We start from the raw sequence: 14,201 nt of genomic DNA, 5'->3' as shown, positions 1-14,201 counted from the left end.
ATGGAGAGATGAGCAATGCGAGATGGACTAAATGGAGTGGATGACAATGCCCAGGTATGTGGCGAGTAAATGGAGGAAGACGGCGGCTCTACGGGAGAACGAACGAATTCGGCCTTTTCTCTTGCCGATGGAGAGAATGACTCCCTCGACTCTGGACTCGATGCTGGTGAGGCATCGAACGGTATTCGTGAAACCCGTATCCGGCATGCATGGCAAAGGCGTCATCAAGGTGGAGCTGGTGAAATCGGCAGAGAAGCCATATCGGTATCAAGAAGGATTGGTTAAGCGCTCGTTCAAGGATAGGGGAAGCCTATACAAGGCGATTCTGAAGGTAGCGGCAGGCAGGCCCTATCTCGTCCAAAAGGGAATCCGTCTGCTCCGGTACAAGGACCGGCCATTTGACATTCGGGTGATGATCCAGCAAAGCCCCGCCAAACGATGGGAGGTCACAGGGATCATCTGTCGTGTCGCTCAACCCGGTAAGATTGTAACGAATGTGCATAACGGCGGCAGGCTCCAGCCCATCGAAAGGATGTTGAAGCCGTATGCTCACAAGAGGAGCATGGAGCGGTCCATCGCCGATCTGAAAAGCTTGGGCAAAGATGTCGCGGAGCATCTAGGCCGGCGTTTTCCGGGTATCAAGGAGATTGGGCTCGACATCGGCATCGATGGCGATCTCAAGCCCTGGATCATCGAAACAAACACCTCGCCTGCTTCGTTTATCTTCAAGCATCTGCCGGACAAAAGCATCTATCAGAGGGTACGGAATTACGCGATTGCTTATGGGAAGCTGAGGAGGCCGAAACCAGCCGAGAAGAAGCCTGTTCATCAGCAAAAAAAGCCATCATCCGCCAGGCGGGCCGCTGCGGGGAAACGATAACCTCAAAAAAAGCGCTCCAACACTCCAAACAGCATGAAAACCTCTCCCACAGAAAGCCCTGTGGCTTTTTGGGGAGAGGTTTTTGCTCAGAGACGGTAGCTTCCGCCGGGCGGGTTACTTTCCAGGTTCTATCCCAGACTTTTTTCCAGGTTTTCGATCATATGAGTTTGCAGCTCGGGATCACTCGTTTTCCATATGTTCTCAAACAGAACGCCGAGTCCAGGCAGCGCCTTCTCGTCGCCGTCGACCGAATCAGCGATGACCTCGCGAAGCTCTTCTTCGGATTTTCCCTTCACCCGCATGACAATGGCTTGTCGTAATGTGATGTTCATATGCGACCTCCGATTCAAATAATCTTCCTTTTTCTGCTTCCCTCGCGATTGAGGCTGAGTCCTCTGTAGCTTGCCCAGGAGGCGGCTTTTCCATCCCGGGAACAGGCATATCCTCCAACATGTGCTATAATGGAGCGTGATTAGGCTCGGACGTGTGGGAGGTCGTTTTTTTGTGAAAAAGCAATTCGCCATCATCGGGATCGGGCGCTTCGGATCCAGCGTGGCTCTATCTCTGACTCAACTCGGCTACGAAGTGCTTGCGGTTGATCCGGATGAAAGCAAGATCCAGGCGATCAGCCAATGGGTCACGCATGCGGTTCAAGCGGATCCTACGGAGGAGGAAGCGCTGAGAGCGATCGGCATCCGCAATTTCGATGTCGTGGTGGTCGCGATCGGCCAGGACATTCAAGCGAGCATCCTGACGACGCTGATTCTGAAGGAGCTCGGAGTCAAGATGCTGATTGTCAAGGCCCAGAACGAGCTGCACGGCAAGGTGCTGCGCAAGATCGGGGCGGACAAGGTGATTTTTCCGGAGCGGGATATGGGACAGCGGCTTGCCCATGCTCTCATCTCACCGAACATCCTCGATTTCATCGAGCTTTCCGACAACTATAGCATCGTCGAAATCCGCGCTACCCCACTTCTCATCGGAAAAAGCTTGAAGCAATTGGACATTCGCGCCGTATACGGCTGCAACGTCATGGCGATCAAGTCCATAGATGGCAAGATGAACATAACCCCAAGCGCGGACGATCTGATTCAAGCGACGGATATCCTGATTGTCGTCGGCCGTAATGACGATCTGAACCGGTTCGAGAAAAACTATTCGGAGTGAACCTGACGATATGAACATCACCTCAGTACAAAACCCGCGCGTGAAAGAGTGGAGCGAACTAACCGGCAAAAAGGGGCGGGACAAGCAGGGACGCTTTCTCTTGGAAGGCATCCACCTCATTCAAGAGGCGCTTCACGCCGGTGTAGCGGTGCGAACGGTCCTGTACGATCTGGAGAAGGGCCTTTCATCGGAGCTGGAGCCGCTTCTTGCGGATGCGCCGCAGATCGAGCTTGTCGGCGTCAGCGCAGCGGTGCTGGCCAAATGCTCGGAGACGGAGACGCCACAAGGAGCTCTGGCCATCGCCGACAAACCGTCCTCCGGCTTGAAGGAGCTGCTTGCCGATCCCGCCGGATTCGTGGTCGCCCTCGACGGCCTTCAGGACCCGGGCAATGTCGGAACCATCATCCGCACGGCGGATGCCGCTGGTGCAGCGGGCGTCATCGTCGGCAAAGGCAGCGCGGACCCGTACGCGCCGAAAACCGTGCGCTCCACAATGGGCTCGCTGTTCCATCTGCCCGTTGTCGAGGCGGCCCTCGCGCCGCTTCTGGAAGAAGCGACGGCTCGCGGAGTGCAGGTGTACAGCACCGGGATGGCTTCGGGCTTGACCTGCTACGACGCGGACTTTACCGCACCGGTCTGGTTCGTCATTGGCAACGAGGGCCGAGGCGTATCCCCCGAGGTGCGCGCTCTTGTGCAGCAGGAGCTGTCCATCCCGATGCCCGGACAGGCGGAATCGCTAAACGCTGCCATGGCGGCGGGTATTCTGCTGTACGAAGCCGTGCGACAGCGCGGATTTAAGTAATAACTCCTGTCCAAAGCCCAAATATCTTTCCCTGAAAAATAACTGTCTGTAAACATCGAAAAGACTGGATGCTGGTTGGCGATTTACCCAACCTATGCTCCAGTCTTTTTCTCATCTTTTTAAGCCATTCTCAAGCCTTTCCACGATTCTTATCTCAAGCAAGAACCCAAGCACATCGAGGCTTTTCACGATCTATTACTCGATCCTTTCCCCAAGCATTAGAATTTCCGTCCGTATCTTTTCTCTGTCATAACCCTGTCTTTTCCCTGTCCTTTGGGACACCAAATAAATATAAAATTCAAGCCTTTATGTGCTACGGACAATTTTAAGAGAAATAGTACACGAGGGTGATGAAGGGTAAGTACTTTGGGACATTACCGCTTGTTTCTTTCAGCGCTGGATGGGGGTAAAAGAAAGGCCTTGAAGATAGCATCTCTCAAGATCTTAATAAGTTTAGTGTTTCTCAACAAACAAGCCTATTTGTTCGATTGATGGTATTAACGATTCAATTGATTTTGATGTTTGGATTCCCATCAAAAAATCGTATCCTATAAAGACCTTCATCCTTCTAGGAAAATAAACCTCAGAACCAATATCTTCTCGCAAAAGCAGTCTACAAAAAGAATCCAGCTTCTCTTTATCTAGCTTGTCCAAATCTTTAGCTTGAGTATAAATTCCCAGCATATCTTGTGAGTAAAGGTTACGGTGGTTTTTCCTAATCTCCAAAAATCTGTCGAAGGAAAAACTTCGCCTGACGTTGTTGATTGATAATATGGGGATTTCCAAGTACTCCATAACGAGATTAATCACTTCAATATATCTGTCTTCAACGATCTTATAGCTGTTAATTGTCAGTAGTTCACCTTCAAATGACTTGCCAATATCACCAATTGCAGTCCAATCTTCCTTTAGATACTTTCTTTTTTCATTACGGAAGCTCGGATTGTATTTGGAAATTTCGTACTTGTACAAATTAATCACCTATTCTATTTAAGGATGCATCATAAGTTCCCATTCAAGTATCTTTGCTAATAAATTCTTGGGGGGAGGGTTGCCATCTTCCAAACACCACCATTATGCAGCCCCATACCGCACCACTGCCAATATCTTGACTTATTGCTGAGGAACCGCCTCATATCGGGATCATACCACCCTGGTTTCGGAGATTCAAGAAATAAATGGATAATAATAGTTATTGGTGGACGTTTCTGAATCGATTTCGAAAGTTGTTGAATAGATCCGATGTTATAATATAGTGATAGGAATGAAACCGCCTTACGAGGTGGTTTCAGCGCATTTGGGGGTGGTCTATTGAAATTCTTTATGACGGATATCCATGGTGACGATAAGGGAATGGACTTGTTGCTGAAACAAGCTCAGGTTGATTTTACTAGAGATTTGATCGTATTTGGCGGAGATATGATTGATCGTGGCAAGGAGAGCGCTAAGGTTGTCAAGAGAATCAAGCAACTCGTTGATGCCTATCCGGAACATGTCCAGGCCTTGATTGGAAATCATGAAGAGATGGCGAGGGACTATTATCGGAGCGGGGATAACCTTTGGCTTCGTCATGGCGGGCGTGAAACGATAAGGGATTTCGAGAAGACATTTTCCAAGGCGGACATGGATGAACATATCGAATGGATGAGCAATCTGCCGTTGGTTTATGAGGACGAGGGGTTTGTTTATACACATGCAGGTTTAAATCCATTCGAAGCGTTGAATCATCAAAGTCGAGACATTCTTTGGATGTCAGAAGCAGACTTTTACAGCATCTCAAAGGACCACTTACATGCATTGACGATGAATCGGCCTGTCGTTCATGGGCATACGCCTGTAGAACGGATCTATTTTGACGGCTGTCGTTTGGGCTGCGATCTCGGTTCCAATACGTATTCCATCACGGAGGAGCGAGGGCTCGGTTTGGTGAACCTGGATCAGATGATTTATTATGCGTATAAGCCATTTACGGGGAAGATTGAGGAGCGGAGTATTATGCAATATTAGATCTGTGAAGCGTCGCACTCCACCAATACGAAAGAGGGCATTCCGACAATGGAAGCCCTCTTTTCGTATATTTATTGATTTTCCTCAAAGCAATTCGTTATCTGTTGCTGGAGACCTTCCCTTCTAGCTTTCTCGGATTTCGGGAAGCCAAGTGTCCGAATCATTTCTGTGCACATAAACGCACAGGCCATTCCCCAAGCGTTTCTCCAGTCTTTTTCCTATACCTCCGTGTTATAGGGCAGGGGTTTTTCCTTCGTGACCACACCCTACTCCATAATCAATACTCTTGCGTTCGTCTTTTTGATCACCTTGGAGGAAGCCCATGCTCCGAAGGCTGCGCTCAGGATGCTAATGGAGGCTACGCCTGCACTAACTCCCCCGTTCAGGACGAGCGGCAGTTGAACGATCCCGTATGCCGTTAACACCTGTTCTAATACGGTCGGCAATACGTAGATTCCGACGAATATGCCTGCGATGGCACCGATCGTGCATAGAGCCGCGGTTCCGATCGTGAGGGACAACCGAATTCGGGTTGAGGTCATTCCGATCGACTTAAAGATGCCGTAGGTTCGACTCTCATTGCGGGTTTGGATGCGATACGAGCTGTAGATGATGATGAAGGCAACTAGCAGGAACAGGAGTCCGATCACGCTCATGGGAATAAGCAGGATAAGGGCTCCCTCGTTATAGACCGAATGGAGAAGCGTCTGCTGCGAGACGACGGTTGCCCCATCCTTAAACCTTGCATGGAGTTCGCTTGCGACAGCTTCGGCTTGCGAGCTATCCTTCAGTCGAATCAAGCAGTCTAACGAGCTTCCGTTGGCTAACGACAATTCGTTTGATGGTTGCTGTGGATTGTCGGTGATTAATCGGGCGGAATTGGACATGTTTGCAATGGCCTGATAAATGCCGGTAACCAAAAGTCGACTTCGCTGTCCCTTCAAATACATCACGATGGTATCGCCCACATCCTTGTGAAACTTGCGCGCCACGTTAACCCCGATGGCAATCTCGTTCTCATTATGGGGATTGCGGCCGGAAATTACGTTATATCCGAATTCATCGAAGCCTCCCTCTAGCCGGTTGACGACGATTCCGGATGAAATTGAACGGGATTCGTCTTCCACAATTCCGGATTGACTATGCGCCCATGCGACGGATTGAATCCGCTCGTCGGATTTCAGCACCTGTTCGAATTCCTCACGATTGAACCCCATTGGATTGAACACGGTCGCGACAACATCAGAGGAATCATAGCCCCACTGTCCTGCTGTCTTCTGAATGGAAGCGACGCTGTTCGTGACGACATAGCCGAACACAAGCACAGCGGATGTCAAGACGGCCATGATGAGCATAAGCAGGGAGCTTTTTCGATTGCGCAGAATACTTCGGATCCCGATGACGAAGGATATCGGAAGTTTACCGAAGCCCCAGGAATGGGAGATGGAGGCGCTTGTTCTGCTGATCTTTTTGTTGTGGTCCGACTCGGACATGCCGTACCGGATTGCCTGCATGGGGATCACGCGTCGCGCCTTGCCACCATAGATGAGAACGCACCCGATCACAGCCGTCAATACCAGAAAACTCGTCAATCCGGCAGTTCCGGCATCATTCAGTCGGAATCCAGTACTCTCCGTTCTCAAAGACGACATGGTCAGCCCGATCAGGATACGGGAGAAAATGCCGCTGATTAACGCACCGGGGATGATGGCAATGACGGCTAATAGGGCGTATTGCAAGACATAGACAAGCACCATGCTCCTGGACCGCATCCCCATCGCTCGCAGCACGCCCAATGTCGAGTAGTTCGCCAGGATCGCGTCGGAGATGGTGAATCCAATCGTCAACAGCGCGACCAGCATCATCGCGATCCCAAGGAAGATCATAACGAAGCCAATCAGTTTGTTCATGATGAAATAGAAGGCGGTCATCTCTTCGTAATCCATCTTCAATTCCAGATAAGGCTTGCCGAGGAATTGTTCGAATCGTTCCCAGTATTGGGTGCGTTGCTTGTAGTCCTCATAGCGGATTCCCACCATATAGGACTCATTCCCCGGCATCGTTCGAATCTCTCGCTCATAGTCGGTCGGATTCATCCAGATTCTTGCCGTATTCGAGAAAGGTCCGCCATAAGGGAGATCAATGACGATCGCAGATACGCGAAGCCTTAGCGGAACATCCGCTCGCTTCATATCAAGGGTGTCTCCCACCTGGATATGTTGAGAATAAGCCAAAGAAGTGGGGATCCACACGGTCCCGGGAGAAGGAACCTCGGGGGGATCCTCGTTGACAGACGCGAAGGTGAGCTCGTCTACCCCTAAGGGCCTCGCCGGTGTATCCATCATATTGAAATAGAGATTCGGAATCTCCTTACCCTTATAGAGGATCCCCGACAACGTCCGATATTCCAGCAGCTTGGAGGTTTCTACCCCTTCCTGTGACGTCCACCAATCGTGAACGGCATTCGGATTATGGAGTTCCATCTCCATGGTCAACAATTGATGAGAACCGTTGGCCCGTTCATGCATGTTAGTGAACAGATTGCCTGTGTTGGCCATGACGGTCGCTGCGGTCGTTATCATCAAGACGGACAGTAAAATGAGCAGTGCGATGAACCCGTTTTGTACTTTCCGTTTCCTCAACTGCGACAGACAGAGTGTCCAGACAGCGTTCATTAGACAATCTCCTTATCCGTAACGCAGGCGAAGATCATCTTCTCCCGATCTTCGATGTTGTCGCCGTCGTCGAATTTGTCAAACTCCACCGTTCGGCTCACCTTGCCGTCGCGGATTAGAATGAGACGATCCGCCCGACAGGCCGCCTTTATATCGTGCGTGACCATCACGATCGATTGGCCTTGGCGGTTCAGCTGTGTCAGGATATTAAGCACCGATACACCATGCTCATAATTGAGGCTTCCGGTTGGTTCATCCGCGAACACGATATCAGGTGAGTTCATGAGCGCCCGAGCGATCGCCGCCCGCTGTTGCTGTCCGCCCGAAGCCTGGGATGGGAGACGTCTGGCTTGCCCGTCGATCCCCATGTTGACCATAAGAGTCATTGCCTTCTGCTTGACACTTGATTTGTCCTTGCCGGCAATATAGCCGGGAAATGCGATATTGTCGAGCAAAGACAGGTCGGGAACCAGGTTGATGCTCTGGTATACGTACCCGATGGAATGCGAACGGAAACGGGCCAATTCCCGCTCCGTAAAGCGGTCGATGCGTTGATCTTGGAAGTAAACTTCACCCGCTGTCGCATGGTCAAGGCCGCTGAGCAAATACAGCAGGGTCGACTTGCCAGAACCCGAGCTTCCCATAATGACGGTGAAATCCCCTTCGTAAATATCCAAGTCGACGTTGCGAATGGCATGATACTGCTCGGTGCCTGTGGTATAGGTTTTACATAAGTTCGATGCGCGCATGATGGCTTTCTTGGCCATAGTTTACTTGCCTCCCCATTTGTGTCATGCAAGTTATGGTAAGGCATCTTTATGGATAAGAGCTTATCAAGATATAAATAAATTCTTACAGGAGGATGGGGTTAGTGGAAAAGTTAAATAGAATGCGGTTCCTTCGCCTTTTGCGCTCTTGAATGAGATGGAGTCGCCATGAGCTTCGATGATCGTTTTGCATATCGACAACCCAAGTCCCGCCCCATCCGTCCAGGCTGCAGCGGGTGAAGAAGAGGATTCCCCTTTGAAGTAGCGGTCAAAAATGAAAGGCATGTCCTTGGGCAAAATTCCTTGCCCCGTATCGGCGATTACAATCGTGAGAGATTCTGGCGTCTGGTCGAAGCTGATCTGGATCGTATCGCCGAGGGTCGTATGTTTGATCGCATTGGAGATCAAATTCGCGAATACTTGCTCCAGTCGGGCAGCATCGATAGGAATCAGAATATTTGGAATGGATGAGGGCTCGATGAATGTGATGCCGCTGGTTCGAACGACATGAGCGAGCGGCTTGATGATGGAGGAGAAGACTTCGCCGCTGTACTGCTCGCGCAACTCAATGGAGATTCGGCCCGACTCCCTCAATGCGTGAATGAGCAGATCATCCACCAGCCTGACCATCTTGTCCGTATTGACTTGCATGACCCTGATATAATCCATGAACGTCTCTTCGTCTGTGCAAGCCCCTTCTCGAATGGCATCGATATAGGCTTTTACGATCGTGAGCGGTGTTTTGATATCATGGGAAATGTTCGAGATCAATTCCTTGCTCTCTTGCAATTGCATCTTCTGTTGATGGTTCAGATGCAAGATTTCGGTACGCATGAGATCAAAGGACGCCGCGAATTGCACGATCTCGTCCGGTCTGCCGCCGAGGTCAATCTTCTCCTCGAACCGTCCTCTCACAATTGCCTCCGCGTGGAGCTTCAGTTGTCCAACGGGGAGGAGGATTCGCCGCTTAAACTGGATGACCGCCCCTACAAGGAGCACGATTAGCACCACAGCCGAACCGAGCATCGTGAGGTAAGCAACAAGCGGGCCTGTGCGGTCAGGAGCCGCGAATACTAGGCTAGCCGGAACCGAAAAAATGGCGTTTCCGACTTGCTGACCAAGGGATTCGCTAACGACGGGGAACGCTATCGAGAATTGATCATGCTCGTCCCGAGCTTCGTAAAAATCGTAGTGCAAGTCATATTTTAGGTCGATAACGGGATTGACCGTCGGAGGCGATAGGGAAGAGGAATCGAATACAACCGTGCCGTCTAGTCGGACAAGCCGCATTTGCACCCCGTTTTTTTGGCACAATGGGTCTAGTTCAGCAAGAGCTTCCGGATCGTCAGCTAGGAGCGATCGGGATGCATGCTGTTCCAGGTAAACCATGACTTCACTTCCATGCAACCGAACCTGATTTATCACCCATCTGGAATCGCTCGTCGATAGTGGGTCGTCCCTACTCGCGAGAAGGATGTAAGTTCCGCTGCCAACGATTAACGCTAAGCATACGAAAGCGGCAAGAAGCCAACGGACTGCCAAACGCTTCAAAATCACAGGAACACTCCCCGAAGCTCATGAATTTGCACTGAATTTATAGCCGACTCCCCATACGGTCTTCAGGAACAAAGGTTTGGACGGGTCCTCCTCAATTTTCTCTCGAATACGACGAATATAGACCGTCACGGTGTTGTCGTCACCGACTGATTCATATCCCCACACAGCATCAAGCAATTGACTCTTCGTGAATACCTGGTTGCGGTTATAGGCCAAATAATAGAGAAGCTCGAATTCCTTGGCGGATAAACGGATTTCCCGTCCGTTCAAGCATACGCGATAGGCCTTCCTATCAATCGTGAGGCATCCGATTTGTAGAAACTCCTTATTGTTCCAAGTAGAGGGGGTGTTTACCATGCTGTCGTATCTGCGAAAATGCGCACTGATGCGCGCCGTCAGCTCGCTGAGCGAGAACGGCTTCGTCATATAGTCATCCGCGCCGAATCCGAGACCCATCACCTTGTCCGTGTCGCTTCCTCTCGCGCTCAAGATCAGAATCGGCGTATCGGCGCGTTCGCGAATTTGCCGGCATAGCTCGATCCCGTCCATATCCGGGAGCATAAGATCCAGAATGATATAATCGGGACGCCAAGCCTCCAATTGCTGCAAGCATCCGGCTCCATTGCCAGCGCAGGATGTTTCGTAGCCCGTATTCGTTAAGTACTGCTTCAAGATGCGAGAAATATCTTGCTCATCTTCTACGATAAGGATCCGTTTAGTAGAGCCCATGGGCATCCTCCATCGACCCGGTCAGATAGATTTTACATAAAGTATACAACAAAGATATAGATAAAATATGAACGCGCTAACCATATTCCAGAATAATGGGGAACGAAATATCGATCACCGCTAATGATCTTGGATTATCGAATCATTTTATCTTCGCTGGACGCCTCTAATCATTCCTCTTGAAAAAAAGGACTTGATTTAAATATTCTCGAACGTTAAAATTAATTTTAACGTTAAGTATATGTTTATTGGAGGCGAATCAAGTGAAGGCAGCTTCGGAGTGGGAGGAAGAGAAAAAGAGCTTGAAGCAAGGAAACAAGCCGGTTCAGACGGAGGAGCGGGCAGAGGAAGAGCAAGAGCTCCAAGCGGAAACGGGGTCGGCGGAGAAGGAAACGCCAGCAGCGGAAGTAGACGGACCCGCTCAACCGGCCAAGCAAACGCTGCGCATGCTTTTACGAAACCGCGGATATGTCACTCTGATGCTCGCGGCTGTCATCTCCCGATTCGGGGACTCGCTTGATTCCATCGCTTATTCTTGGATGGTATATGAGCTGACCGGCTCGAAAGCGCTCATGGGCATTTTGTTCGGAATCAATGCTCTGCCCAATTTGCTGTTCGGCCCCTTCGCCGGTGTGCTGGTCGACCGTTGGCCCAATAAGCCGATCCTCGTGATCACGGACCTCATTCGGGGAGCTTCGGTTTGCACGACCGCTTTGCTGTTCTTTACAGGCAATCTGGCAGCCTGGCATTTATTCGTCTTGACGATTGTGCAATCTACCATGGAGACGCTGTGCACTCCAGCGGAGAATACGCTCATTCCCGATCTGGTTCCGAAGAAGCTGTTGTTATCCGCCAACTCGTATCTCTCAACCGTATCCAGACTTGCGGTGCTCGGCGGCTTGGGAGCGGCAGGCGTCCTTATTGCTCTGCTCGGCATATCGGGAGCCATCCTCGTGGACGGCTTCACGTTCCTCTTCTCCGCACTCATCCTGTTGATCGGCCTGAAGAAACTGCCGAAGAAGACGAACGCGGATGACAAGCTGACGCCCTCCGGTTATCTTCTCATGATTCGGGAATCGTTCGGGTTGATTCGTCGCAACCGGCTTTTGCTCGCGACGGTCATTACGGCGGCGTTCGTGAATTTTTGCTTGGTCCCTTACAACGTCCTCATCCCCGCCTTCTCCAAGGATCTGCTTCATTCCGGTCCGGCCGGACTCAGTTACCTGGGGGGAGCGATTACGATCGGGATGATCGGCGGCGGGATTTGGGTCGGTGCCCGAGGCAGCCGCATGGCTCAATCTACCCTGATCGCCATAGGACTGGGCCTCATCGGTGCGATGTACGCGCTCATTTCCCTGTCCCCGCTGCTTCCCCACCCTGCCGGGCTGATCAGCGCCGTCGCGTTTTGCTTGATCATCGGCCTCGCGTTGCCCCTTGCCGCGTCCCCGCTCATGACCATTCTGCAGGAGAAGACGCCGCGCGAGATGATGGGACGGGTGATGGCGCTCATGTCGATGCTTGCCTGCAGCGCCATGCCGCTCGGGGGCTGGTTTACGGCCGCTTTGTCGGGGCTGATGCCGATGACGACCTTGTTTCTCGTCATGGGGATTCTGGTGATGTTCGCCGCGGCTGCTTACCGCCGTAGCACGCGGGCTTTATAAGGGGGAACAGGTGAGGTATGATGGACAATGAGGTGAAAGGCATGTCCATAAAAATCCTGTCCACAATCGAAGAATTCAAAGCGATATCCGACCCTTACCGCATGCAGATCATCCAGCTATTCGGTTCCGCTAAGAAGCCTCAGACCGTCAGCGAGCTTGCCGTACAGCTCGGGGATTCGCCAGCCAAGGTCCATTATCATATCAAGAAGCTGGAAAAAGCCGGGATTGTGTCGATTGTCGAGACAAAGGAAGTCAACGGCATACTCGCCAAATACTACAGGCCGACCGCGGAATCCTTTCATGTTGACAAGGATTTGGGGCTGCCTCCCGGCCAAGAGCGCCAGAACGCGATTCAGGATACGTTTCTGGGCATAACGGATACGTTCCGCAAGGATTGGGTGCGCCGGTACGGTGACAAGGAAGTGATGGGAGAAGCCCAATACACCATGCTCTCTCTTTCCGAAGCCAAAGCGGAGGAACTCCGAAAAAGACTGTCTGATCTGGTGAAGGAGTACACCAGCCCCTCCGATGAGGAAAAATCGGATCAGCGGTACTATCAGCTGTTTACAAGTTTCTTTGGAGAGAAGACGGAATCCGAGGAGACGGAACCAAGCGGAGTAGAGCCTGAGGATCGGAAGGACGCATCGATGGAGTCGAATCGTTCTGAATAAAAGAAAGTCGGAATAGCGGCCTTCGCCCTGAATGAACAGGGGGTGAGGCCGTTTTACTTTGTTTAGAGTCGTTCGTTCTTGGTAAAACGTCCTTCCGAAATCCGGTTTCTTCCTTTACTTGAATGCGGTTAACGCGGTGTGTTCTTCTTTTCCTTCTGCTAACGGCATAAGGTAGTACTGACAGCCTGACTTCCGATGAGAGGAGGAGGCTCATGAGCAGACGAAGATGGAGGTCGCGAAGGCCGCGCAAGGGGAGTCGCAGACGTTTGGTCTGGTTCGTTTTGCTGGTCTTTCTGCTGTCGTTCGTTCAGTCGTTCATTTTTATCGAAAAAAACCTCAAGCCTCCGCTCATGAATCTTGCCAAAATTCGCTTGAAGCAGATGGCGACCCAGTCCATCAACAAGGCCATCGCCGACCGGATTGCGGAGGAGACGAATTTTGACAAGCTGATCGATTGGCGAACGGACAAAGACGGCAAAGTGACCGGATTCATGCTCAATTACACGGAGCATATGCGGATCACCTCCGATACAATCAATCGGGTGCAGAATCTCCTGCTCGGCCTGAAGCGCATGCCGGAGCATATCCCGCTCGGTATGGCGATGAACAGCGCCATCTTTGCTTCCTTCGGTCCGGATATCCCCATCCGGCTTACGCCTGCAGGCGCGGTGAAGGTCGATCTCAACACGCGGTATCAGAACGCCGGGATCAATATGATTCTGGTTGAGGTCTACATCCGCATCATGGCGGAGGTGACGATCATCATCCCGTTCGATACGGAGCCCGAAATCGTCGAGACGGAGCTGCCAATCTCCTATCTTCTCGTAGTCGGTGACACTCCGATGTATTACTATGACAACAAAGGCAATCCGGTGGGCAACTCCAGTCCGCTCCCGCCGGGGGTAACGCTGCCGGGTTTATCCTCGGGAAGCGGGGCATCCTCCGGAGCTACCAACAGCTCTACATCGATTCCGGCCGCGAGCGGAGCGGGGACGCTTGGGGGAGCATCCACCACCCAAACGGGAAATTCGGGAAGCGCAGGAGGAACGGGAGCTGCGGGGAACGGGGGAAGCACAGGAAGCGGCGGGAATTCCGCAGGAAGCGGATCCGTCGGACCATAGTGGATCTGTCGAGCCATAGCGGATCCGTCGAGCTGTACCTGATACGCGGTCAGCCCTAGATGTGTGGTACGAAACAGCAATAATGGGTAGAGAAATTGTGCGGCGACCCTGGTTTTTTGCTGACAGTGACCCCGGGATGAACGGCCGAACGCCTTCCTGCTTCT

Annotated in this window: 13 protein-coding genes; 7 read left to right on the top strand and 6 right to left on the bottom strand. The window is 51.5% G+C overall.

What is annotated here, in order from left to right:
- Positions 1-46: 46 nt before the first annotated feature.
- A complete protein-coding gene (locus BN2684_RS12455; protein ID WP_058302446.1) occupies positions 47-880 on the top strand; it encodes a YheC/YheD family protein in 834 nt (277 codons plus the stop codon).
- Positions 881-1,008: 128 nt separating this feature from the next.
- Here BN2684_RS12455 and sspI read toward each other — a convergent pair whose 3' ends face one another.
- A complete protein-coding gene (sspI, locus tag BN2684_RS12450; RefSeq protein ID WP_058302445.1) occupies positions 1,009-1,212 on the bottom strand; it encodes a small acid-soluble spore protein SspI in 204 nt (67 codons plus the stop codon).
- A gap of 172 nt (positions 1,213-1,384) precedes the next feature.
- Between sspI and BN2684_RS12445 the strand changes: the two genes are divergently transcribed.
- The gene (locus tag BN2684_RS12445) at positions 1,385-2,047 is read left to right on the top strand and encodes a potassium channel family protein (RefSeq protein WP_058302444.1); all 663 of its coding nucleotides are present in this window, start codon (positions 1,385-1,387) and stop codon (positions 2,045-2,047) included.
- 10 nt (positions 2,048-2,057) lie between these two features.
- Complete coding sequence (locus tag BN2684_RS12440) at positions 2,058-2,849, top strand: TrmH family RNA methyltransferase (RefSeq protein ID WP_058302443.1); 792 nt, start codon at positions 2,058-2,060, stop codon at positions 2,847-2,849.
- 453 nt (positions 2,850-3,302) lie between these two features.
- Here the strand turns inward: BN2684_RS12440 and BN2684_RS12435 are convergent, their stop codons facing one another.
- On the bottom strand, positions 3,303-3,821 hold the full coding sequence (locus BN2684_RS12435; protein WP_058302442.1) for a hypothetical protein: 519 nt from the start codon (positions 3,819-3,821) through the stop codon (positions 3,303-3,305).
- Positions 3,822-4,160: 339 nt separating this feature from the next.
- Here BN2684_RS12435 and BN2684_RS12430 point away from each other — a divergent pair, with 339 nt between their 5' ends.
- Positions 4,161-4,856, top strand: coding sequence for a metallophosphoesterase (locus tag BN2684_RS12430; RefSeq protein ID WP_058302441.1), 696 nt, complete (start codon positions 4,161-4,163; stop codon positions 4,854-4,856).
- Positions 4,857-5,122: 266 nt separating this feature from the next.
- On the opposite strand, the gene BN2684_RS12425 is transcribed toward BN2684_RS12430, so the two are convergent.
- From BN2684_RS12425 to BN2684_RS12410, 4 genes are all read right to left on the bottom strand, one after another.
- A complete protein-coding gene (locus tag BN2684_RS12425; protein ID WP_058302440.1) occupies positions 5,123-7,531 on the bottom strand; it encodes an ABC transporter permease in 2,409 nt (802 codons plus the stop codon).
- The gene (locus BN2684_RS12420; RefSeq protein WP_058302439.1) at positions 7,531-8,298 is read right to left on the bottom strand and encodes an ABC transporter ATP-binding protein; all 768 of its coding nucleotides are present in this window, start codon (positions 8,296-8,298) and stop codon (positions 7,531-7,533) included. The genes BN2684_RS12425 and BN2684_RS12420 overlap by 1 nt, the downstream gene beginning before the upstream one ends.
- A 66-nt stretch (positions 8,299-8,364) precedes the next feature.
- On the bottom strand, positions 8,365-9,687 hold the full coding sequence (locus BN2684_RS12415; RefSeq protein WP_058302438.1) for a sensor histidine kinase: 1,323 nt from the start codon (positions 9,685-9,687) through the stop codon (positions 8,365-8,367).
- Positions 9,688-9,873: 186 nt separating this feature from the next.
- Entirely contained in the window at positions 9,874-10,584 is a 711-nt protein-coding gene (locus tag BN2684_RS12410; RefSeq protein ID WP_058302437.1) for a response regulator transcription factor, read from the bottom strand.
- Between the two features lie 263 nt (positions 10,585-10,847).
- On the opposite strand from BN2684_RS12410, the gene BN2684_RS12405 reads away from it, so the two are divergent.
- The 3 genes from BN2684_RS12405 to yunB all read left to right on the top strand — a co-directional run bounded on the left by BN2684_RS12405 (position 10,848) and on the right by yunB (position 14,037).
- Positions 10,848-12,245 carry an MFS transporter gene (locus BN2684_RS12405; RefSeq protein ID WP_058302436.1) on the top strand — a complete coding sequence of 466 codons (1,398 nt, stop codon included), beginning with the start codon at positions 10,848-10,850 and terminating at the stop codon, positions 12,243-12,245.
- Positions 12,246-12,286: 41 nt separating this feature from the next.
- A complete protein-coding gene (locus BN2684_RS12400) occupies positions 12,287-12,916 on the top strand; it encodes an ArsR/SmtB family transcription factor (RefSeq protein WP_108722212.1) in 630 nt (209 codons plus the stop codon).
- A gap of 212 nt (positions 12,917-13,128) precedes the next feature.
- Positions 13,129-14,037: a sporulation protein YunB gene (yunB, locus tag BN2684_RS12395; RefSeq protein ID WP_082651914.1), complete on the top strand. Its 909-nt coding sequence runs from the start codon at positions 13,129-13,131 to the stop codon at positions 14,035-14,037.
- Positions 14,038-14,201 lie beyond the last annotated feature (164 nt).

The sequence above is a fragment of the Gorillibacterium timonense genome (assembly GCF_001457415.1).
GTDB lineage: Bacteria > Bacillota > Bacilli > Paenibacillales > NBRC-103111 > Gorillibacterium > Gorillibacterium timonense.
Note: the sequence above shows the minus strand (reverse complement) of the source record. Positions and strands in the feature narration are given on the sequence as shown.